This window comes from Thalassospira sp. HF15 (assembly GCF_011806525.1).
In the GTDB taxonomy this organism is placed as follows: domain Bacteria; phylum Pseudomonadota; class Alphaproteobacteria; order Rhodospirillales; family Thalassospiraceae; genus Thalassospira.
The window spans coordinates 204,806-224,136 of the sequence record NZ_JAAVKI010000005.1 but is presented as its reverse complement, the minus strand read 5'-3'; the positions used below and the strand labels follow the sequence as shown (position 1 = coordinate 224,136).

The window sequence follows — 19,331 nt, the reverse complement described above, 5'->3', positions numbered from 1 at the left end:
CTGAAAAAGTATGATGAATCATCGTCGAGACAGGATTGCGCATCGACGATCAAACAGTTTGATCTGTCTAATCGGTAACGCCGGGCACCTTGAGCCAAGTCAGTTCGTGCTTGTTGTTATAAAGGTGGACGACCTTTGACCCGGGGATATCAGCAAACTGCGTAATTGCGGAATAATCGGTATCGCCTTGCAGTTTGATGGTGCAGATAAAGTTGGTTGCCATGCCGGCATCCATCCAGAGATTAACCAGTTGGAACAAGCGATCCGGATAGCAGATCACGTCGGAGCACAGCCAGTCGATATAGCCGATTTCTTCCGGGTTCAGGCCAAAGGCGCTTTCCTGTCGGAAATCAACGCGCGGCAGATTGGCGATCTTGGCATCAAGGCGGGCCTTGTCGATGGAAATGACATCGGTGCCAAATTCATGCAAAACCCACGTCCAGCCGCCCGGGCTTCCGCCCAAATCCATGGTGCGATCACCTGCCTGCGGATAGGCGCCAAGTCGGGTGAAGGCTTCCCACAGTTTCAGATATGCACGGTTGGGCGGGGTTACCTTGTCTTCTTCAAACTCGACCTCGCCGTTTTTCCACGGGCTGGAACAATCAGCAGCCGCAATGATGGTATCGGGATCAATCAGCGTCCACGAGCCAAGCGGTGCAGTTGGGGCCGGTTCACCAAACACCTGACGTTTGGCTGACACGTGCGGCAAATGCCCTTCGATCAGTTTGGCACGGGAAAAGTGGTCAAACTTGAAGAGAGCCCAGTTGCGCTGATTGAATTTCAGGATCTTGGCCGCACCCTTGATCGACGGGATGGCAATACGGACCGGATTGCGCCAGACATTCTGCGCCCAGAAAACCCGCCGTTCCGGACCGGGGGCAAACATCAAGCGGTCATGGCGTTCAATCACATCGCCAAGTTCTGCTTCGAGCTGATCTTCAAAGCCGACAGGGGCGAGATAGCCGGTGGCATCCATCGGCTCGATCACGGCATCAATGCCGTCGGGGGTATCGAATGTCTGTGTGTTTTCCATCATGGGCCTGCTTTTACGCCGATTTGGCGCAATAAAAAAGCGGGAAAGCTGCATGTCAGCTTTCCCGCCCGTGATGGTCGACAAGGGAAACGGCAAATCAGAATTTGTCTGCCTGCACCAGACCGTCGATCAGGAGAACCTTGGTCGGGTCACCTTTGATGCCAAAGTCATTGTCGTTGATCATCGCAAGTGCGCCATCCCCCATGATGGCAAGGCCTTCGAGCTTGTTGGGTGCTTCCGGGTAGTCCGCGCTGTCAAAACGAAGCGTCTTGGAAACCGCAACCAAATCAATGGTGCCAAGATCATTTTGCTGTTCAAGTGACGGGCTGGTGGACATGTCATCCCAGCGGGTGGCAAGGATGTTTGTCGCACCTTTGAGCTCAACTTCATGCAGCTTGGTGGTTTTGTTGGTGCGTTCCAGAACCAGAAGACGGTCGTTGCCAAGGGCCAGAACTTCAGAGATGCGCGGTGCGTTCTGTTTCTTGGATGGATCGTTGCGGAAGGTCTGTGGATCATCAAGCTGATAGATGTATTCGCCGGTCAGCTTGGAAGATGTGCGGTCATAGACGAACAGGCGCGTATTCTTTGCCTTGGTGTAGGCGGCCTTGTCGGGGTTTGCCAGCGGGTTTTGGACCATGAAGTACAGTTTGGTTTCATCTGGTGAGACCGCCATGGATTCAATGCCGCGGTTGGTCTGGCGTTTGACCAGAATGGCGGGAAGGCCGCCGGTAACCTTATAAGCCGAACCTTCGAAATCCTTTTCAGAGCCAGCCGGAACGATGCGTTCAATGACAGTGCCGTCAGCAGAAGCATGCAGGATCGACGGGCCATTTTCCTCACCAATCCAGTAGGAGCCATCAGAAAGACGAATGATGCCTTCGGCATCGATTGAGGACACCGACTGCTTAAGCATATTACCATTGGCATCAACCGGCTTTTCGGTTTTGGCCACGGTCAGTTTGTTGGTAAGCCCGGTCAGCGGTACCCCGTTTTGGTCCTTGATGGTGATGACATCCTTGATGTCAAAGTTGCCATCGTCATTCAGGAAGATGGTGTAGATCGACGGCGAATAATCCGGGGTCGGATAGACGCGGACTTTCTGGCCTTTGCAGACCTGATCGGCCGAAACTCCCAAAACTGCTTCGACGTTTGCACAGGTGAAGTTCGGGCCACGGTCGGATACGGCATAGAACATATTGGCCGGGTCGCTTGGGCGACGATATGCGCCCGAACCAAGACCAACGGTGAGTTCACGTGCCTTGCCGCCCTCGACCATGACGGTCGAAAGATTGTTGATCGCACTTTTGGTTTCAAAAACCTTGGCTTCGCCTGCCAAGGCAGAACCAGCCATCAGCATGGCGGTGGCACCGAAAAGACCGGCTGCAAACGTCCGTTTCATCACTGGGAATTCCCCGAAAAAATTTCACAAGAACATGCAGCTCAAGCCCGTAATGATCGGGCGAACTGTGTTCCTGTTCACATTAAGGGGTCTGTGTGACAGTTTGTTTGCGCTTGCGCGTCTGTTTGATGAAACAAATCAGACGCTTGGATGTGTTATTTCCAGAAATCCTCGCGCCGGACCGGAAAGGTTTCCGAAACGCTGGCATATTCCTGATAGCCAAGGCGGGCGAGAGGTTCAAACAGGGTGATATCGACCATGCCATCGCGAATGATGTCATCATCAATATGCAGGCCAACCACGGTGCCAATCACCATCGCACACGGGCGTTCCGGAGTGGCACTTGGCAGATCGACAATCTGAAATACCTCGCATTCCATGTGGATCGGCACACCCTTGATCAGGTGCGGTTTGACGCAACTTGCAGGCAGCTTTTCCAGCCCGGCATATTCAAACTCGTCTTCGCCGGGCGGCAGCGGTGCAGAGGAGAAATTGAGTTCCTTCAGCATTGCTTTCGGGGCGACACCAACAACGAATTCACCGGTGTCACGCGCATTGCGCAAACTGTCGACCGATCCACCGGATGAAAACATCACCATTGGCGGGCTGCCATGCACCGCATTGAAAAACGAATAGGGTGCAAGATTGGCCCGGCCATCGGCATCAACGGTCGATACCCAGCCAATCGGGCGCGGTGCCACACAGGCCTTGAATGGATCGTGCGGCAGGTTGTGCGCGGTTTTACCCGGTTCGTAGAACATGGTGCGTCCTGAGTTGTGTGTTTGGTGTTCCTTATCCGGGACCAACACCGGTTTGGATCACCAATAGATTTGCCGACCGGTTACTGACCCGGCGCGTATTCATGCTCCCGGACATGATCTGGGCGCTCTGCGAGATGCAAGCGGGTCTGGGCCATCGGGGTTTCGGCGATGATCTTGCCGTGTTTGATGACAAACAGGCGATTGGCGCGCATGCGGATGGCCTCGATCGTGTCGCGGGCCTGCAGGATGACGAAATCGGCATTGTTGCCAACTTCGATCCCGTATCCTTCTAGTCCAAGGATTTTGGCCGGTTCTTTGGTCACCGCGTCAAAGCAGGCGCGGATATCCGCGCGCGAGGTCATTTGCGCGACATGAAGCCCCATGGAGGCAACCTCAAGCATGTCGCCTGACCCCATTGAATACCAGGGATCCATCACGCAATCATGGCCAAACGCAACGGTAATCCCGGCGTTGCGGAGTTCAGGCACACGCGTCATACCGCGGCGTTTGGGATAGGTATCATGCCGGCCCTGAAGCGTGATGTTGATCAGTGGGTTGGCAATGGCTGAAATCTCCGCCTCGGTCATCAGGGCGATCAGTTTGGAGACATAGTAATTATCCATCGAATGCATCGATGTCAGGTGTGATCCGGCCACCCGGCCCTGAAGCCCGAGACGCTGGGTTTCATAGGTCAGCATCTCGATATGGCGCGACAGGGGATCATCGGATTCATCGCAATGCATATCGACCATCAAACCGCGCTCGGCCGCCATTTCGCACAATTCTTTGATGCTTTGTGCGCCGTCAGCCATCGTGCGTTCGAAATGCGGAATGCCGCCGACCACATCAACACCCTTGTCCAAGGCACGGATGGTGTTTTCCTTGGCCGTCGGGCTGCGCAAATAGCCATCCTGCGGGAAGGCGACAAGTTGCAGGTCAATATAGGGGGCAACCTGTTTTTTGACCTCAAGCAAGGCATCAACCGCAAGCAGCCGATCATCGCAGACATCGACATGGGTGCGGATGGCAAGCAGGCCCTTGGACACTGCCAGATCGCAATATTTAAGCGCGCGTTCAATCACGGCTTCTGGGGTGAGAAGCGGTTTAAGCTCCCCCCACAGTGCGATGCCTTCAAGCAGCGTGCCCGACTCATTCATCCTTGGCAGACCAAGTGACAGGGTTGCATCCATGTGGAAATGGCTGTCGACAAAGGGCGGGCTAACCAACATGCCGCCGCAATCAAGGACCTCGACCGCCGGAACATCAATATGGCTTGCGATCTCGACAATCTTGCCATTCTGACAGGCAATATCGACGCCGGACTGACCATTGGCGATATTTGCATTCTTCAGGATCAGATCGGGTTGCATGATGTCATCCTTGGTCTTGTGGTGGCAGTCACAAACGGTTGGTGGTGCTTAACGTTGGCCCTTGAACCATGGCACAAGAAGCGCCTTGGGGTAATCGGCTTTGCGGGCAACAACAATAAGCGCAATGATCGACAGGATATAGGGCATCATCAGGAAAACCTGCGATGGCAGGAAGGCACCGACTTCGGTCTGCAGGCGGACCTGAAACGCATCAAATGCCCCAAACAGCAATGCGCCAATCAATGCCTTGCCCGGTCGCCAGCTGGCAAACACGGTCAGCGCAATACAGACCCAGCCACGACCATTGATCATGCCAAAGAAGAACGCATCAAAGGCCGACATGGTCAGGAACGCCCCACCCAGCGCCATCAGCGATGATCCAACCACGACCGCCCCAATACGCAGGCCATAAACCGAAAGACCCTGTGCCTCGACCGAGGACGGGTTGTCGCCAACGGCCCGGATCGCAAGACCAAGCGGCGTGCGATACAAAACCCAGCCGGTAACAAACACCAGCACAAGGGCGAGCATCGTCATCGCCGTTTGCGAAAACAGTGCCTGACCGATGAAGGGCAGGTCTGACAGGAACGGAATATCAAGCGGTCGGAAAGGTTCGATGCGCGGAGGGGACGAAACATCCGGCAATGCCGTGCGATAAGTGAAATAGGACAGGCTGGTGGCAAGCAGGGTGACCCCGATCCCCGACACATGCTGACTTAGCCCCAAAGGCACGGTCAGGATCGCATGGATCAGGCCAAAGAATGCCCCGGCGAGGGCGGCAACCAAAACACCACCCCAAAGCCCGGCACCCAGCCAAACCGCCATCCAGCCCGCCATGGCACCGGCGGTAAAGATGCCCTCGATCCCAAGGTTCAGCACACCCGCGCGTTCGCAGATCAAGGCGCCCAAAACGCCAAAGATCAGCGGCGTCGCGATACGAATGGCGGCTTCCCAGAAGCTGGCAGCAAGAAGAATATCAATGATTTCCATGGTCTTTCCCCTTAGCCCTGCGCCGATTTGCGATCAAAGTGAACCTTGAACCGGGTCAAAAACCCGCCGATCAAAACGCACAGCAACGCCATGGCAACGATCAGATCAGCCAGATAGCTTGAAACGCCAATTGCGCGGCTCATGGAATCTGCACCGACAAACACCGATGCAACAAACAATGCCGATGCGATAACACCAACCGGTGATAAACGCGCTAACATGGCAACGACGATCCCGGCATAGCCATATCCGGGTGACAGATCGGTTGCGAGGTAACCACGCGTTCCAGCCACTTCGGACACCCCGGCCAGACCCGCCAGACCACCTGAAAGGGCGGCGACAAGGATCATGGTTTTGGTCACAGAAATACCGGAAAACTTGGCAGCAGCGGCATTTTCACCAACCGCACGAATTTCAAATCCCCAAACCGTGCGTTTGACGAAAATCGCCAGCGCAATGGCCGAAACCAGCGCAATGATCAGGCCAATATGAACCCGCATGCGTTCGAGAAGGGGCGGAAAAACGGCACTGTCAATAATCGGTTCCGATTGTGGCCAGCCCATCGACATCGGGTCTTTTAGCGCACCTTCCAACATCATCTGCACAAACAGCAAGACGATGAAGTTCAGCAACAAGGTGGTCACGACCTCGTCGACGCCGAGACGGGTTTTCAAAAGCGTCGGGCCAATCAGCATCAACGCACCAGCAATCATGCCGGCAATGATGACAAGCGGGATCATCACCCAGCTTGGACCATCAATCACACCGGACCCAACAGCAACGGCGGCCATGGCGCCCATGTAAAGCTGGCCTTCGGCACCGATGTTCCAAAGCTTGGCGCGGAATGCGATGGCAGCAGCAAGCCCGGTCAGGATCAAGGGCGTTGCACGGGTTAGCATTTCAGATGTTGAAAACACCGAGCCGAAAGCACCTGTGATCATCAGGCCATAGGCTTTGATAATCGGGGCACCGGCAAGGGCAAGCGGAATGGCGGCCAGAAGAATGGCAATCGTTGCGGCCAAAACCGGTACGCCATAAACCAGAAGCGGGCCGGGATTGCTGCGGGGTTCAAAGCGGATCATGCCGTTTCTCCCGGATTGGTGGTCGTCGTGGCATGGGGGGCTGCTTTTTGCCCGGCCATCATCAGGCCAAGTTCGGAGCGATCAATACTTTCCGTTGGCATGGCTGGTGTGATGTGCCCGGCATGGATGACCGCGATCTGATCAGAAATGGTCAGAAGTTCATCAAGGTCTTCAGAAATCAGAATGACCGCCGCCCCGTTTTGACGGGCTTCAAGCAAACGACGATGGACTTCCGATTGCGCACCAACATCAAGGCCACGCGATGGCTGATTGGCAAGGATCAGTCTGGGTGATTTTTCCAAGACACGCGCCAAAATCAGTTTTTGGATATTGCCACCCGACAAAAGGCGTGCCGGGGCATCGGGGCCGGGGCAGCGCACGTCATAATCGGCAATCGCATGTTCGGCCCGTTTTCGGATGACATCGAAATCAAGGAAACCGAGTTTTTGGTACTCAGCGCTTCGCACATCCTCAATCGCGATGTTTTCGGCCACCGTCATCGATCCGACCATGCCGTCATGATGGCGGTCTTCGGGGATGCGGGCGATGCCGTTCTGCGCGAACGTGTGGGCATCGAACTTGGTGACTTTGTCGCCAAAGATTTCGACCGTCCCGCTATCGGGTTTATCAAGTCCTGCGATCAGTTGCGCCAGAGCCGCCTGTCCATTGCCCGATACCCCGGCAATGCCGAGAATTTCGCCTTCGCGGGCGGTGACGTTCACCGAATGCAGGGATCGGCGGGAATCCCCGCGATCAATGATGACGTCGGCCAGGGTGATGACTGGTTTTCCGGCTTCGCGCGGTGTGCGACGGCTGGCCGGAACTTCGCGACCGACCATCAGTTCGGCAATGGATTTGTGGTCCGCCTCGCTGGTTTTCATTTCGCCAACCTTGGCCCCGCCGCGCAGCACCGCGATCCGGTGCGATACGGCAAGAACCTCGGCCAGCTTGTGGGCGATGATGATGACGGCAAGGCCGGTGGCGGCAAGTTTGCGCAGGATGGCAAACAGGCTGTCAGCTTCTTGTGGGGTCAGAACAGCGGTCGGTTCATCAAGGACAAGTAACCGTGCATCGCGATACAGTGCCTTGAGGATTTCCACGCGCTGCTTTTCGCCGACAGTCAGTTTGTGTATGGGTTGATCAAGATCGACATTCAGCCCCGACCCGGCCATCAGTTCGCCAAGCTTTGCGCGTGCGGTACTGCGGTCGCGCCTGACGCGGAAAATCGATTCTGTCCCAAGGACGATGTTATCAAGGCCGGTCAGGTTTTCGGCAAGTGTGAAATGCTGATGAACCATGCCGATCCCGGCATCAAGGGCCGCCTGTGGGGCGCCGGGTTCAAGCTGTTCAAGGGTGCCGTCGCGACTGGCGACCGTAACGGTGCCTTCGTCTGCGACATAGTGACCAAACAAGATATTCATAAGCGTGGTTTTACCAGCGCCGTTTTCGCCCAGAAGGGCAACAATTTCACCCTTGTGAACAGTCAGGTCGATGGCGTCATTGGCAACGAGTGCGCCAAATCTTTTGGTGACACCTGCCAGCGACAGCAGCAGGTCTTGCAACGTTTCAGATGATGTGTGCGCAGCAGATGACATTCGGGTAATCCGTTTTGTTTTTATGCGTCACGCTGTGGGGCGATTGGATGGTGGTTATAAACGAAAAAGGGCAGTTCGGCTTCTACACCGAACTGCCCGAAAATCTGAGAGCAAATTTACATCGTTGATTTCGGTTCTTCGTCGTTTACTTCGACAGTGAAGGACCCATCAAGAATTTCAGCCTGCTTGGCTTCGACGTCTTCGACCGTTCCGTCCGGCAGCAGGGCCGGGTCAAGAACGACAGAACCGCCGCCGAATTCCATGTAGCTGTACTTGCCGTAATCTTCGGCCTTGAATTCACCGGCTTTGACCGCCTCGATGGCGTGGTCAATGGTGGCTTCCATGTGCCATAGCGCCGAACCCAGGATGGTGCCCGGATAATCAGCCGCGGTGTCGATCACGTTGCCAACGGCCAGAATGCCACGCTCCTTGGCCGCATCGGAAACACCAAAGCGTTCAGCATACATGATGTCCGCACCATTATCGATCATGGCAAAGGCTGCTTCTTTGGCTTTGGGCGGGTCGTACCAGCTGTTGATGAAGGTCACCATGAATTCGACATCCGGATTGACCGATTTCGCACCTGCCATGAAGGCATGCATCAAACGGTTCACTTCCGGAATGGCAAAGCCACCAACCATGCCGATCTTGTTGGTTTCGGTCGCGGCACCAGCCGCCATGCCGACAAGGTAGCTCGGCTCATGGATAAAGTTATCAAAGACCGAGAAGTTTTCCCCGTCGGGTGCAAAGCTCGAACCCATCAGGAAGGCGGTTTCCGGATAGTCGGCGGCAACCTTGCGCGCGGCGCGTTCAACGCCGAACACTTCGCCAACGATCAAATCAGAGCCGTTTTCGGCATATTCGCGCATGACGCGCTCATAGTCGGTGTTGGCGACGTTCTCGGAAAACTCATAGGAAATGTCACCACGTTCCTCGGCAGCGTTAAGTGCCTTGTGAATGCGCGAAACCCACTGCTGTTCGACCGGAACGGTGTAGATTGCTGAAACCTTGAGCGGATCGGCGGCCTGTGCCGGTGCACCAAAGCCAAACGAAACCACTGCGGCTGCGCCAGCGATGGCTGACAGCATGGCCCGGCGCGTAAGGCGGAAAGTACCTGACTTCATTATTGTCCCCCTGCGGATTATTGCCGTTGTGCGAAAATCAACCTTTTTGCATAGATTGTGGGCAGATTGTATACGCGATCACAAAAGAGGCAAAGCACCTTCTGTCCAAATGGTCAGTTTTCCACTTTTGGGTGTAAGTATCTGGGAATACTCGGGGATAATTGTCAGTCAGCGCATGCAAATCACGGGGGTCTACGCAACTGTGAGGTGAGGCAAGGATATCCCGGCACCGAATGGGCCTGATTTCGCCCATGCACGATCACCCGAGTCCGGGCTGGATCAACTGGCTTTGCGGTCTTGCGGTTGCAGGGCCAAAATCTTCCGGTTTTTCGACCATAGCAGTTAAGATTGTCTAAACAGCTCACGCACTTTCTAACGCAATGCGAATCCTTGAAAAATTTCGGAGTCGGTTAACTCTTTCATTAACTATTTCGGTTGATGCTTTCATCAAGATTTCAAGGGGGAACCTAGAAGGCATCATGACAAAAAAGACATCTTTACCACTTGATCAGGTGATGGTTGGCGATTGCATCGAATTGATGAACAGCCTGCCGGAAAAATCCGTCGATCTGATTTTTGCCGATCCGCCCTACAACCTTCAGCTTGGCGGTGACTTGCTGCGTCCGAACAATTCCAAGGTCGATGCAGTCGACGACCATTGGGATCAGTTTGACAGCTTCCGTCACTATGACGACTTCACCCGTGACTGGCTGACCGCAGCCCGTCGTGTGCTTAAGGATACCGGTGCGATCTGGGTGATCGGCTCCTATCACAACATTTATCGCGTCGGGAATACGCTTCAGGATATCGGGTTCTGGATCCTCAATGACATCGTCTGGCGCAAGACCAACCCGATGCCGAACTTCCGCGGCAAGCGCTTCTGCAACGCGCATGAAACGCTTCTGTGGTGCTCGAAAAGCGAAGAACAGAAAGCCATCACCTTCAACTACGAAGCGATGAAGCAGCTCAATGAAGGTCTGCAGATGCGCTCTGACTGGTTGATGCCGATTTGCTCTGGCTCGGAACGTCTCAAGGATGACAAGGGCAAGAAGGTTCATCCGACCCAGAAGCCCGAAGCACTCCTGCAGCGTGTTCTGATGGCAACCACCCGTCAGGGCGACGTGGTGCTTGATCCGTTCTTTGGCACCGGGACGACCGGTGCAGCTGCGCGTCGTCTGGGTCGTCACTTCATCGGTCTGGAACGCGAAGAAGCCTATGCCGAAGCTGCGCGTGACCGCATTGCCAAGGTCCAGATGCTGGATGGCGACAGCCTTGAACTCACCGAGTCGAAGCGTTCCCTGCCGCGTATTCCGTTTGGTGCGGTGATTGAACGCGGCCTGCTTTCGCCGGGTGACAAGATCTATGACAACCGGGGCAATGTTGCTGCAATGGTGCGTGCAGACGGCTCGATCAGTCACAAGGACAATGCCGGGTCGATCCATCAGGTTGGCGCACACGTGCAGGGCGCACAGGCTTGTAATGGTTGGACTTATTGGCATTACAAGTGTGATGGCCGACTGGTTTCAATCGACAATCTGCGCAGTCAGCTGCGTAAGGAAATGGGTCAGGTCCCCGCCTGATTAAGAGCGGAAAATTCCGGGTAAATCATTGATGCCCAAAAGAACCGGCGTGGTTGCAAAACCCGCCGGTTTTGCTTTTGCCCAAAATTCTTGCTATATTTTTTCCGTCAAAACTTATCCGCAAGGATAGATGGAGAAAGTTATGCAAGCAGGTGCAGTAGGGGGTGCAGCATACGCACCCAACCCGGTACAAATTCAGCAGGCAACCGCGCCGATTGCTGAAACGGGTAACAACGACCTGAATTCACCGCCGACACAGCGGGTAGAGCAAACAGCAGAAGCCGAAACGTCGCAGCAGGCCGCACCGACCCCGACAGAGGGCCGTGGACAGGTAATCGATATTTACGCCTGATCGCGCCGCGCGAAGTTCAAAAACAAAGGCCCGTGGTTTTGACCACGGGCCTTTTTCATTGCGGCAGTTGTTGCAAACGCATTTGACGCGATTACGCCGGGTCGTATTTCAGGGCATGACGCACGATCTTTTTCATCACGGTCGGCAAGGCAAAGTCCGAAAGCCCGTCAATCGTCGTCCAGCTGCCATCTAGTGTATCTGCCTGATCGGCAGGCAGGGTCGCGGCCAGCACGCTGACAGTGAGATGAAAATGCGTGAAGGTATGACCCACCGTCCCGTCCAGTTCGGACCAGTTGGCAGATACCGGCGCTTCGGACAGCATGACATCATCTGGTGTTTCAATTGCTCGCCAGTCACTGCCGGGAACTTCATACAATCCACCCAACAGTCCTTTTTCCGGACGGCGACGCACCAGAATACGACCGTCATCCTCGCGCCGGATCCAGAAGGCGTAACCCACGCGGGTTGGTTTGGGTTCCTTCTTGCGTTTCTTCGGAAGGTCGGGCGCGATGCCCGATTTGCGGCCTTCGCAATCAGCCTGCCACGGGCAAATTCCGCACGCCGGATTGCGTGGAGTACACACTGTCGCCCCCAGATCCATCAATGCCTGGGCATAATCACCCGGGCGGTCCGATGGCGTCAGGGCGGCCGACTTTTCCTTGATTTCCGGTTTGACGTCGGGCAGCGGGGTTTCCAACGCAAACAGCCGTGAAATCACGCGTTCGATATTGCCATCGACCGGGCTTGCATGGCGGTTAAAGGCAATGGCCGCAACCGCACAGGCGGTATAAGGCCCGATGCCCGGCAGTTTCAGCAAGCCTTCCTCGGTGTCGGGAAAAACACCCCCATATTCGGATGCGACGACCTTGGCGCATTTGTGCAGGTTGCGGGCCCGCGCGTAGTAGCCAAGTCCCTGCCAGGCATGCAGAACATCATCCAGTTCGGCATTGGCAAGATCGATTACGGTCGGCCAGCGTTTCAGGAAAGCAGCGAAATATGGCCCCACCGTTTGCACGGTGGTTTGTTGCAGCATGATTTCGCTCAGCCACACGTGATAAGGGTTGGGCGTGTCGCCGGGTTCAGACCGCCATGGCAGGGTGCGATGATGGCGGTCGTACCATTCCAGCATGCTTTGCGAAAGGCGTTGGATATCCTGATGGGTGAAATGCACGTCGATCCCGTGTTATGTTGTTTTGCGGACAGTTACTTTAGGTCCGGAAGGTATGCAGACCCTACGAAAGAAGCGGGCGTGAGCAAGAAAAAAGATAACACTGGTACGAAAAGTGGCTCGGTGATGGATCAGGCATCCAAATCTGTTGCGCCCAAAAAGAAGCAGGGTTTTGTCCCGCTGGGCAGTTCCGAACGCCGCATGGGCCTTCGCAACGTCGCGCCGCTTGTTGGTAATCTGACCCGGCCACTGGTGCGCAAACGTGGCTTTTTCCAGACCGAAATCATTCTGCATTGGGCCGAGATCGTCGGACAAGATCTTGAACAATACACCATGCCGCTGAAATACACCCCGCCGCCCAAGGAAAGCATTGCCGGGGGTACGTTGCTTATTCGGGTTGTCGGACCGGTCGCCCTTGAATTGCAACACCGCATGCCGCAGATCATCGAACGCGTGAACAGCTATTTCGGCTATCGTGCCATTAACAAGATCACGATGCTTCAGGGTGATATTTCCCGCCCCGAACGCACCGTACATCGCCCGACCGAGGTGCCCGAAGCCGACATCACCCCGTCAAGCCAGGCCGATATCGAAAAGATCGAAGATCCGCACCTGCGCGAAGTCCTGACCCGCCTTGGCCGTCATATTGCCGGGGCAAGTGGTGGATTGCGTCCCAAGAACGGCAAAAAATAAGGCATCCAGCGCCATCCGTTAAAGCCCGTGGTGCCGTGCCACACGGTCACGAGTTGTTGTCTTGCGCGTCGAGGATAATCGAATCAGTTTCATGAAATGAACGATCACGGAGTTGCCGCAATTGCGCGCCAACTTGGCGACTCGTTGGTGGCATAGCCGTTTTCGGGGGTGTGTTGACTCCCGCGCTGCAACAGGCTTGTAATCACAAAACTTTGTTTTAACGGAGGTTTCCTTGCTAAAGGCAGTTAAGTTTCTTGCTGGTGCTTTTTTGATGATGGTTGGTGTGGCAAGCACCCAGCCGGCACAGGCAGTTGAATGGAAAGAACATGTGATGGGGGATGCGGATGCACCGGTCACGATGATCGAATATGCATCTTTGACCTGCCCGCATTGCGCGTCCTTCCACACCGAGGTTCTGCCCGAAATCAAGGAAAAGCTGATTGATACCGGAAAGCTTAAGCTGATCTTCCGCGACTATCCGCTTGATGGTGTTGCCCTGCGCGCGGCTGCGATTGCCCAGTGCGCGGGCGAGGATCGCTATTTCGGTGTGCTTGGCATGCTGTTCAAATCGCAAATGACCTGGGCACGTTCCGAGGACCCGATTGGCAGCATCAAGGAAGTGGTGCGTTTTGCGGGCATGACTGGTGATGCGGTGGATGCCTGCATGGCCGATCAGGAACTGATTGATGGTATCGTTGGATCGCGCATGACCGGCGAGCAGGAACACAAGGTCAATTCCACGCCAAGCTTCATTCTTGATGGCGACTTGATTGCCGGTTCGCGTGAAGCGGAATTCTTTATCGACAAAGTCGAAGACCTTATCGACTAACTAAAACAATTCTGTCGGACACCGCATGTGTGGTGTCCGGCAACAGGGGACAGGGTCGGACCGGGGGACATGATTGGTCCAGTTTAAATCGCTAAAGCTGACGGGGTTCAAATCCTTCGTCGATTCAACAGATTTATTGGTTGAAGACGGGCTGACCGGTGTTGTCGGACCGAACGGCTGTGGCAAATCCAATCTTGTCGAGGCACTGCGCTGGGTGATGGGCGAAACATCGGCCAAGCAGATGCGCGGTTCCGACATGTCCGACGTTATTTTTGGCGGCACATCAAGCCGCCCTGCTCGTAACGTTGCAGAAGTATCGGTTACCCTTGATAACAGCGAGCGCAAGGCGCCCGCGATGTTCAATGACTTTGACATGCTCGAAGTCACGCGCCGCATCGAACGTGGCGGCGGGTCAAACTATCGCGTTAACGGCAAGGATGTACGTGCCCGTGATGTGCAGTTGCTGTTTGCTGATGCCGCGACCGGTGCGCGTTCAAATGCGATGGTTTCCCAGGGCAAAATTGGCGCACTGATCGGGGCCAAACCGATCCAGCGGCGCCTGATCCTTGAAGAAGCTGCAGGCATTACCGGCCTGCATTCACGCCGCCATGAGGCGGAACTACGCCTTAAAAACGCCGAACAGAATATGGAACGTCTTGAAGACGTCCTTTTGCAGCTTGATGGTCAGATTGCCTCGCTGCAGAAACAGGCGAGACAGGCCGAACGATATCGCAAGCTTTCTGAAAGTGTCCGCGAGACAGAGGCATTGCTGTTCCACATCCGCTGGACCGAAGCGGAGAAACGTCAGGAAGATGCGCGTGAATTGCTGGTCGCGGGTGAAAGTGCAGTTCGCGATCTGACCTCATCGGTGACCGAGGCAACCACGGTTCAGGCCCATGTGGCCGCCAGCCTGCCCGATCTTCGCAAAAAAGAAGCCGATGCGGCTGCAGCACTGCAGCGCCTTCTGATCGAACGCGAAGGCCTGGATAAGGACAAGGCGCAGATTGAAACGCAAATGAGCCAACTGCGTGGTCGCATCCAGCAGATTGATGCCGATCTTGCCCGCGAAGCGGAACTGGCAAGTGATGCGCAGGGTGCGCTTGAGAAGCTCAAGAACGAACGCGAAGAACTAAGCGAAGCTCAAGGCAGCGAAGACGACGCCCTTGATGAAGCCCGCGAAGTTGCATCCGAAAAGGCCCTTCGGGTGGAAGAGCTTGAAACAGACGTCGATGCGATGACCAACAAGGTCGCCGAGGAAGAGGCACGCCTCAAATCGGTGCAACAGCGCTTAGGTGAACTCAATGCCCGCCGTGCCCGCCTGACTGAACGCCATGATGAGGCGGTTGCCAAGCTAGACGATATCCGCATTGAAGCAGATTTTACCGAAGCCCTTGAAGAGGCAAACGAGCATCTTGAAGAGTGCGAGGAACTCGTCGAACAACGCAAGATGGCAGTCGAAGAGGCGGAAATGCGCCTTGCCGAAATGCGTGATCGCGAAGACGGTTTGAAAACGGCCGAAAGTGATGCGCGCGATGCCCTGCGTGATGCTGAAAGCCGCAAGGCGCGCCTCACCGCCGAGATTGAGGCGCTTGAAAGCCTTCTGCGTGGTGGCGATGACGACAAATATCCCGGGGTCATTGAAAACATCACGGTGCAAAGCGGGTTTGAACTTGCCATGGCCGCCGCCCTTGGCGAAGACCTTGATGCGCCCGATGCAACCGATGCGGCCATGCATTGGGCAACCATTGACCCGGCAACTGATGACCCAGCCTTGCCCGATGATGTCAGTGCGCTCGCCAAATATGTCGAGGCACCAGCACTTTTGAACCGGCGGCTGTGGCAGATCGGCATTGTCGATGATGAAGCTACGGGGAACTTCCTTGCCAAGAATCTCAAGGTCGGCCAGCGCCTTGTTTCGCGTGAAGGTGCACTTTGGCGGTGGGATGGCTATCGTATTCTTGCCGGTGCTGAGCTTCCGGCAGCGGTTCGCCTGCGCCAGCGCAATCGCCTTGAAGAATTACGCGGTGAACTTGAAGAAGCTGATGCCGTCGTCGAAGCCGCAAGCGAGCGCGCAGAGATAGCCAGCGAGAATGTCGAACGCCTTGATGAAGAAATCGAGGCGGCCCGGACAGCCGAGCAGGAAGCCCATCGCGCGGTACGCGATGCGGAAAATACGGCTTCATCCGCGCGCGAGGAAATCGCCAATATCAAACGCGACGCCAGCGCAATCCAAAGCCGTCTTCAGAACGCAGAAGAGGCCGAAAAGCGTGCCAAGCAAGACCTTGATGAACTGATTGCCGAACAGGAAGAGCTCGCCGCCCTGCCAGAGGAAAGCAGCGAGGGCCTGATGGAAATCAAGGCCGAGCTGATTGAAAAGCGTGCCAACCTTGCCGATGCGCGCGCCGATCAGATGGAAGCCAGAAGTCAGCTTGAGCGCATGCAAAGCACCATGTCAGGTCGCCGCAAGCGTCTTGAATTCGTTGAAAACGAAATTGCCACCTGGAACGAACGTGCATCCGGTGCCGGTGAACGGGTTGCCGAACTGCGCGAACGCCAGGAAGAAGCCCGCATGGAGATCGAGGAGCTTGAACTCAAGCCCGAAGAGATCGAAGAACGCCGTGCCATTCTGTCGGACCGGATTGAACTTTCCGATGCGACCCGCAAAGAAGCCGCTGATGAATTGCAGCGTGCTGAAAATGCCCAGCGCGAAGCGGATATGAACCTGCGTGAAGCCGAACAAAAACTGGCCGAGGCCCGCGAAGGTCGCGTGCGCTGCGAGGCACTTCTTGAACAGGCCGAACAACATCGCCGTGATTTGATCGAACGTATCCGCGAACGCGTTAATGCCACGCCAGATCAGTTGGTCGAGCTGGGCCAGATTGATCTGACCAAGGACCTGCCAAGCGAAGGCGACATCGAAGCCCGCCTGCAACGCCAGACCCGTGAACGGGAAAACCTGGGGGCGGTTAACCTGCGCGCCGAGGTCGAATTGGCCGAGATGCAGGAACAGAAAGACACCATGGTGTCCGAACGCGATGATTTGATTGCCGCCATTGAAAAACTGCGCAATGGCATCAATCAGCTCAACCGCGAAGCACGTGCACGCCTCAAAGCCGCCTTTGACGAAGTCGACAAGCATTTCCAGCAACTGTTTGTTCGTCTGTTTGGCGGTGGTGGCGCGCATCTGATGCTGACCGATGCGGATGATCCGCTCGAAGCCGGGCTTGAGATCATGGCATCCCCGCCGGGCAAGAAGCTTCAGCATCTCTCGCTTCTGTCCGGGGGTGAACAGGCCCTTACTGCTGTGGCACTTCTGTTCGCAGTCTTCCTGACCAATCCGGCGCCAATCTGTGTACTTGATGAGGTCGACGCCCCGCTTGATGACGCCAACGTTGACCGTTTCTGCAAGCTGCTTGAAGCCATTGGCCGTCATGCCAACACCCGCTTCCTGGTCATCACCCACCACCGTATGACCATGGCCCGCATGAACCGCCTGTTTGGTGTGACCATGGCTGAACGCGGTGTGTCATCGCTGGTCTCGGTCGATCTCCATCAGGCAGAAGTCTATTCCAAGAAAGAACAGACCGAGCTCGACTTCACCAGCTAAAATCAGGTTTACCCGCGCCGGTAATTGATCCGTTTTTTAATAAACTGATAGGGCGCGCGATGTTAAACATCATTGAAACTCAATGATGGTGAAGGCCGAATGTCCCAAAAAGTGCGCGAGCTTTATGAACAGTTTCCCTATCCGTTGCGCGATCCGCAGCAGGAAAAAGACCGCCTGTTAATGCCGCCACTTGATACCCTGTCACGGGTCAATCACTACTGCTTTGGCGGGACAAGGGGCTTCGATGCCAGTTTTCGCGCTCTTGTTGCAGGCGGTGGGACAGGGGATTCCCTGATCTGGTTGGCCGAGCAGCTGCGTGATGTCGGTGGGGCGGTAACCTATCTAGAGCCGTCTGCGGCCAGTACCAAGGTCGCCCGGGCACGGGCCGAGGCACGCGGCCTTACCAATGTCGATTACGTTAATCAGACGATTTCAGAATTTGCAAAATCCGAACCTGACCCGTTTGACTACATTAACTGTGCCGGCGTTTTGCACCATCTGGAAGATCCGGAGGAGGGCCTGCGTGACCTGACTTCAGTGCTCAAGACCGATGGCGCGATGGGCATCATGGTTTATGGCGAACATGGTCGTCTTGCCGTGACAGAATGGCGCAAAATGATCGAGCCACTGCTGGAAGGCAAAGACCTGCAGCAACAGCTTGCCATGACGCGCACGCTGCTTTCCGCCCTTCCCGAAGATAACATGCTGCTGAAAATGGGCGGTGGTCCGGGCTTTATCAAAGGCCTGCTTGAAAACGATCCGGAAGTCGTTGACCTGCTGCTGCATCCGGTTGAATGCGCCTATGATGTTCATGGGGTCTATGACTTCGCGTCTTCTGCTGGTCTGCATGTTGCAGCCTTTACCGGCTTCTTCGGGTTCGGTGGCACGGGCAAGGCACACTACAATATTGAAAATCTGGTCCGTGATCCGGCATTGCTGCGTGAACTCGCGGCCAAGCCGCTGCGCGATCAACAGGCATTTTGCGAACGGTTTAGCGGTGCGATGCCGCTTCATGCCTTCTATCTGACACGCGAAGACAAGGGCCAAAGTGCCGAAGTGCTGCCGGATGCAGAACTGGCACCCTATTTCTTTGTTCCGCCCAACAAGACATTCTTTGATGATCTGGTCGCCCTCGCGGGGCAGCCTGTTCTGATCGAAGATGGCAGCGGTAATGCAGTTGATTTAACCGGCGGGCCGGACCTGGCGCGTTTGTTGGCTGTCTTTGATGGCAAAAACTCGGTCGCCCGGATTATTACCATTCTGCGCGATGAAATCCTCGATACCCAGCCAATTGATATGAACTCGATTGCGATCAACACGCTCGGTGCAGTGTGGGCGTTGTTTCACAAGTTCGACTGGATGTTGGCTGCCAAGCCAAAAGGTTGGCAAAAAACCGATGGCGAACGGACATTGCGCGTGCGCAAGGTTTGATTGGCTGCTGATCGCGGCAGGCTGCGATAACGACCAGTTCAGTCCCCGGTGAATCGGGGCGGTGGATTGTGTTTAACCTTTCGATATTTCATGGTTCTGGCAAAAATAGGCCCTGATCTTGGCAAATTGTCGGGTCAGGATAAAAATCCCCGACTTTGTCATTTGCCTTGTCAAAGGCCGTCAAACCGGCAGGAACCAAGGAAAACCGCCGGTTGCAGGCAAGTGGGACGGATCACTGTTATTTTTTCGGACTGCGACTATTGCCTAACTTCAAAAGTGTTTTCCTTCACATTCGATAGCTTAAATTATTGAAATAA

15 protein-coding genes are annotated in these 19,331 nt (G+C 55.4%); 6 read left to right on the top strand and 9 right to left on the bottom strand.

Annotation, left to right across the window (positions count from 1 at the left end; translation table 11 throughout):
• Positions 1 to 67 precede the first annotated feature (67 nt).
• The 8 genes from HED22_RS12990 to HED22_RS12955 form a co-directional block, all read right to left on the bottom strand.
• On the bottom strand, positions 68 to 1,033 hold the full coding sequence (locus HED22_RS12990; RefSeq protein ID WP_175581235.1) for an SAM-dependent methyltransferase: 966 nt from the start codon (positions 1,031 to 1,033) through the stop codon (positions 68 to 70).
• Between the two features lie 97 nt (positions 1,034 to 1,130).
• Positions 1,131 to 2,432: an esterase-like activity of phytase family protein gene (locus HED22_RS12985; RefSeq protein WP_167722847.1), complete on the bottom strand. Its 1,302-nt coding sequence runs from the start codon at positions 2,430 to 2,432 to the stop codon at positions 1,131 to 1,133.
• 155 nt (positions 2,433 to 2,587) lie between these two features.
• Entirely contained in the window at positions 2,588 to 3,193 is a 606-nt protein-coding gene (locus HED22_RS12980) for a flavin reductase family protein (protein WP_167722845.1), read from the bottom strand.
• An 80-nt stretch (positions 3,194 to 3,273) separates the two neighbouring features.
• Positions 3,274 to 4,563 carry an amidohydrolase family protein gene (locus HED22_RS12975; protein WP_167722843.1) on the bottom strand — a complete coding sequence of 430 codons (1,290 nt, stop codon included), beginning with the start codon at positions 4,561 to 4,563 and terminating at the stop codon, positions 3,274 to 3,276.
• A gap of 48 nt (positions 4,564 to 4,611) precedes the next feature.
• Complete coding sequence (locus HED22_RS12970) at positions 4,612 to 5,553, bottom strand: ABC transporter permease (RefSeq protein WP_008889864.1); 942 nt, start codon at positions 5,551 to 5,553, stop codon at positions 4,612 to 4,614.
• 11 nt (positions 5,554 to 5,564) lie between these two features.
• On the bottom strand, positions 5,565 to 6,635 hold the full coding sequence (locus HED22_RS12965) for an ABC transporter permease (RefSeq protein WP_167722841.1): 1,071 nt from the start codon (positions 6,633 to 6,635) through the stop codon (positions 5,565 to 5,567).
• A complete protein-coding gene (locus tag HED22_RS12960) occupies positions 6,632 to 8,230 on the bottom strand; it encodes an ABC transporter ATP-binding protein (protein WP_167722839.1) in 1,599 nt (532 codons plus the stop codon). The genes HED22_RS12965 and HED22_RS12960 overlap by 4 nt, the downstream gene beginning before the upstream one ends.
• Positions 8,231 to 8,346: 116 nt before the next feature.
• A complete protein-coding gene (locus tag HED22_RS12955) occupies positions 8,347 to 9,354 on the bottom strand; it encodes a BMP family protein (protein ID WP_167722837.1) in 1,008 nt (335 codons plus the stop codon).
• Between the two features lie 479 nt (positions 9,355 to 9,833).
• Between HED22_RS12955 and HED22_RS12950 the strand changes: the two genes are divergently transcribed.
• Together HED22_RS12950 and HED22_RS12945 are read left to right on the top strand one after the other, a co-directional pair.
• Positions 9,834 to 10,934, top strand: a complete 1,101-nt coding sequence (locus HED22_RS12950) for a site-specific DNA-methyltransferase (RefSeq protein WP_167722835.1) — start codon at positions 9,834 to 9,836, stop codon at positions 10,932 to 10,934.
• Positions 10,935 to 11,076: 142 nt separating this feature from the next.
• On the top strand, positions 11,077 to 11,286 hold the full coding sequence (locus HED22_RS12945; RefSeq protein ID WP_254870021.1) for a hypothetical protein: 210 nt from the start codon (positions 11,077 to 11,079) through the stop codon (positions 11,284 to 11,286).
• A gap of 91 nt (positions 11,287 to 11,377) precedes the next feature.
• On the opposite strand, the gene mutY is transcribed toward HED22_RS12945, so the two are convergent.
• Complete coding sequence (gene mutY / locus HED22_RS12940) at positions 11,378 to 12,457, bottom strand: A/G-specific adenine glycosylase (protein WP_167722831.1); 1,080 nt, start codon at positions 12,455 to 12,457, stop codon at positions 11,378 to 11,380.
• 78 nt (positions 12,458 to 12,535) lie between these two features.
• On the opposite strand from mutY, the gene HED22_RS12935 reads away from it, so the two are divergent.
• The 4 genes from HED22_RS12935 (at position 12,536) to HED22_RS12920 (ending at position 19,014) form a co-directional block, all read left to right on the top strand.
• Positions 12,536 to 13,147: a DciA family protein gene (locus HED22_RS12935; protein ID WP_167722830.1), complete on the top strand. Its 612-nt coding sequence runs from the start codon at positions 12,536 to 12,538 to the stop codon at positions 13,145 to 13,147.
• A gap of 232 nt (positions 13,148 to 13,379) precedes the next feature.
• The gene (locus HED22_RS12930) at positions 13,380 to 13,976 is read left to right on the top strand and encodes a thioredoxin domain-containing protein (protein WP_167722828.1); all 597 of its coding nucleotides are present in this window, start codon (positions 13,380 to 13,382) and stop codon (positions 13,974 to 13,976) included.
• Between the two features lie 73 nt (positions 13,977 to 14,049).
• Positions 14,050 to 17,583, top strand: a complete 3,534-nt coding sequence (gene smc, locus HED22_RS12925; RefSeq protein ID WP_167722826.1) for a chromosome segregation protein SMC — start codon at positions 14,050 to 14,052, stop codon at positions 17,581 to 17,583.
• 99 nt (positions 17,584 to 17,682) lie between these two features.
• Entirely contained in the window at positions 17,683 to 19,014 is a 1,332-nt protein-coding gene (locus tag HED22_RS12920; RefSeq protein ID WP_167722824.1) for a bifunctional 2-polyprenyl-6-hydroxyphenol methylase/3-demethylubiquinol 3-O-methyltransferase UbiG, read from the top strand.
• Positions 19,015 to 19,331 lie beyond the last annotated feature (317 nt).

Coding starts and splice junctions, on each gene's coding strand:
- HED22_RS12980 (WP_167722845.1), bottom strand. CDS start 3,193: ATGTTCTACGAACCGGGTAAAACCGCGCACAACCTGCCGCACGATCCA.
- HED22_RS12920 (WP_167722824.1), top strand. CDS start 17,683: ATGTCCCAAAAAGTGCGCGAGCTTTATGAACAGTTTCCCTATCCGTTG.
- HED22_RS12970 (WP_008889864.1), bottom strand. CDS start 5,553: ATGGAAATCATTGATATTCTTCTTGCTGCCAGCTTCTGGGAAGCCGCC.
- HED22_RS12950 (WP_167722835.1), top strand. CDS start 9,834: ATGACAAAAAAGACATCTTTACCACTTGATCAGGTGATGGTTGGCGAT.
- HED22_RS12955 (WP_167722837.1), bottom strand. CDS start 9,354: ATGAAGTCAGGTACTTTCCGCCTTACGCGCCGGGCCATGCTGTCAGCC.
- HED22_RS12975 (WP_167722843.1), bottom strand. CDS start 4,563: ATGCAACCCGATCTGATCCTGAAGAATGCAAATATCGCCAATGGTCAG.
- HED22_RS12945 (WP_254870021.1), top strand. CDS start 11,077: ATGCAAGCAGGTGCAGTAGGGGGTGCAGCATACGCACCCAACCCGGTA.
- HED22_RS12965 (WP_167722841.1), bottom strand. CDS start 6,635: ATGATCCGCTTTGAACCCCGCAGCAATCCCGGCCCGCTTCTGGTTTAT.
- HED22_RS12990 (WP_175581235.1), bottom strand. CDS start 1,033: ATGGAAAACACACAGACATTCGATACCCCCGACGGCATTGATGCCGTG.
- HED22_RS12960 (WP_167722839.1), bottom strand. CDS start 8,230: ATGTCATCTGCTGCGCACACATCATCTGAAACGTTGCAAGACCTGCTG.
- HED22_RS12985 (WP_167722847.1), bottom strand. CDS start 2,432: ATGAAACGGACGTTTGCAGCCGGTCTTTTCGGTGCCACCGCCATGCTG.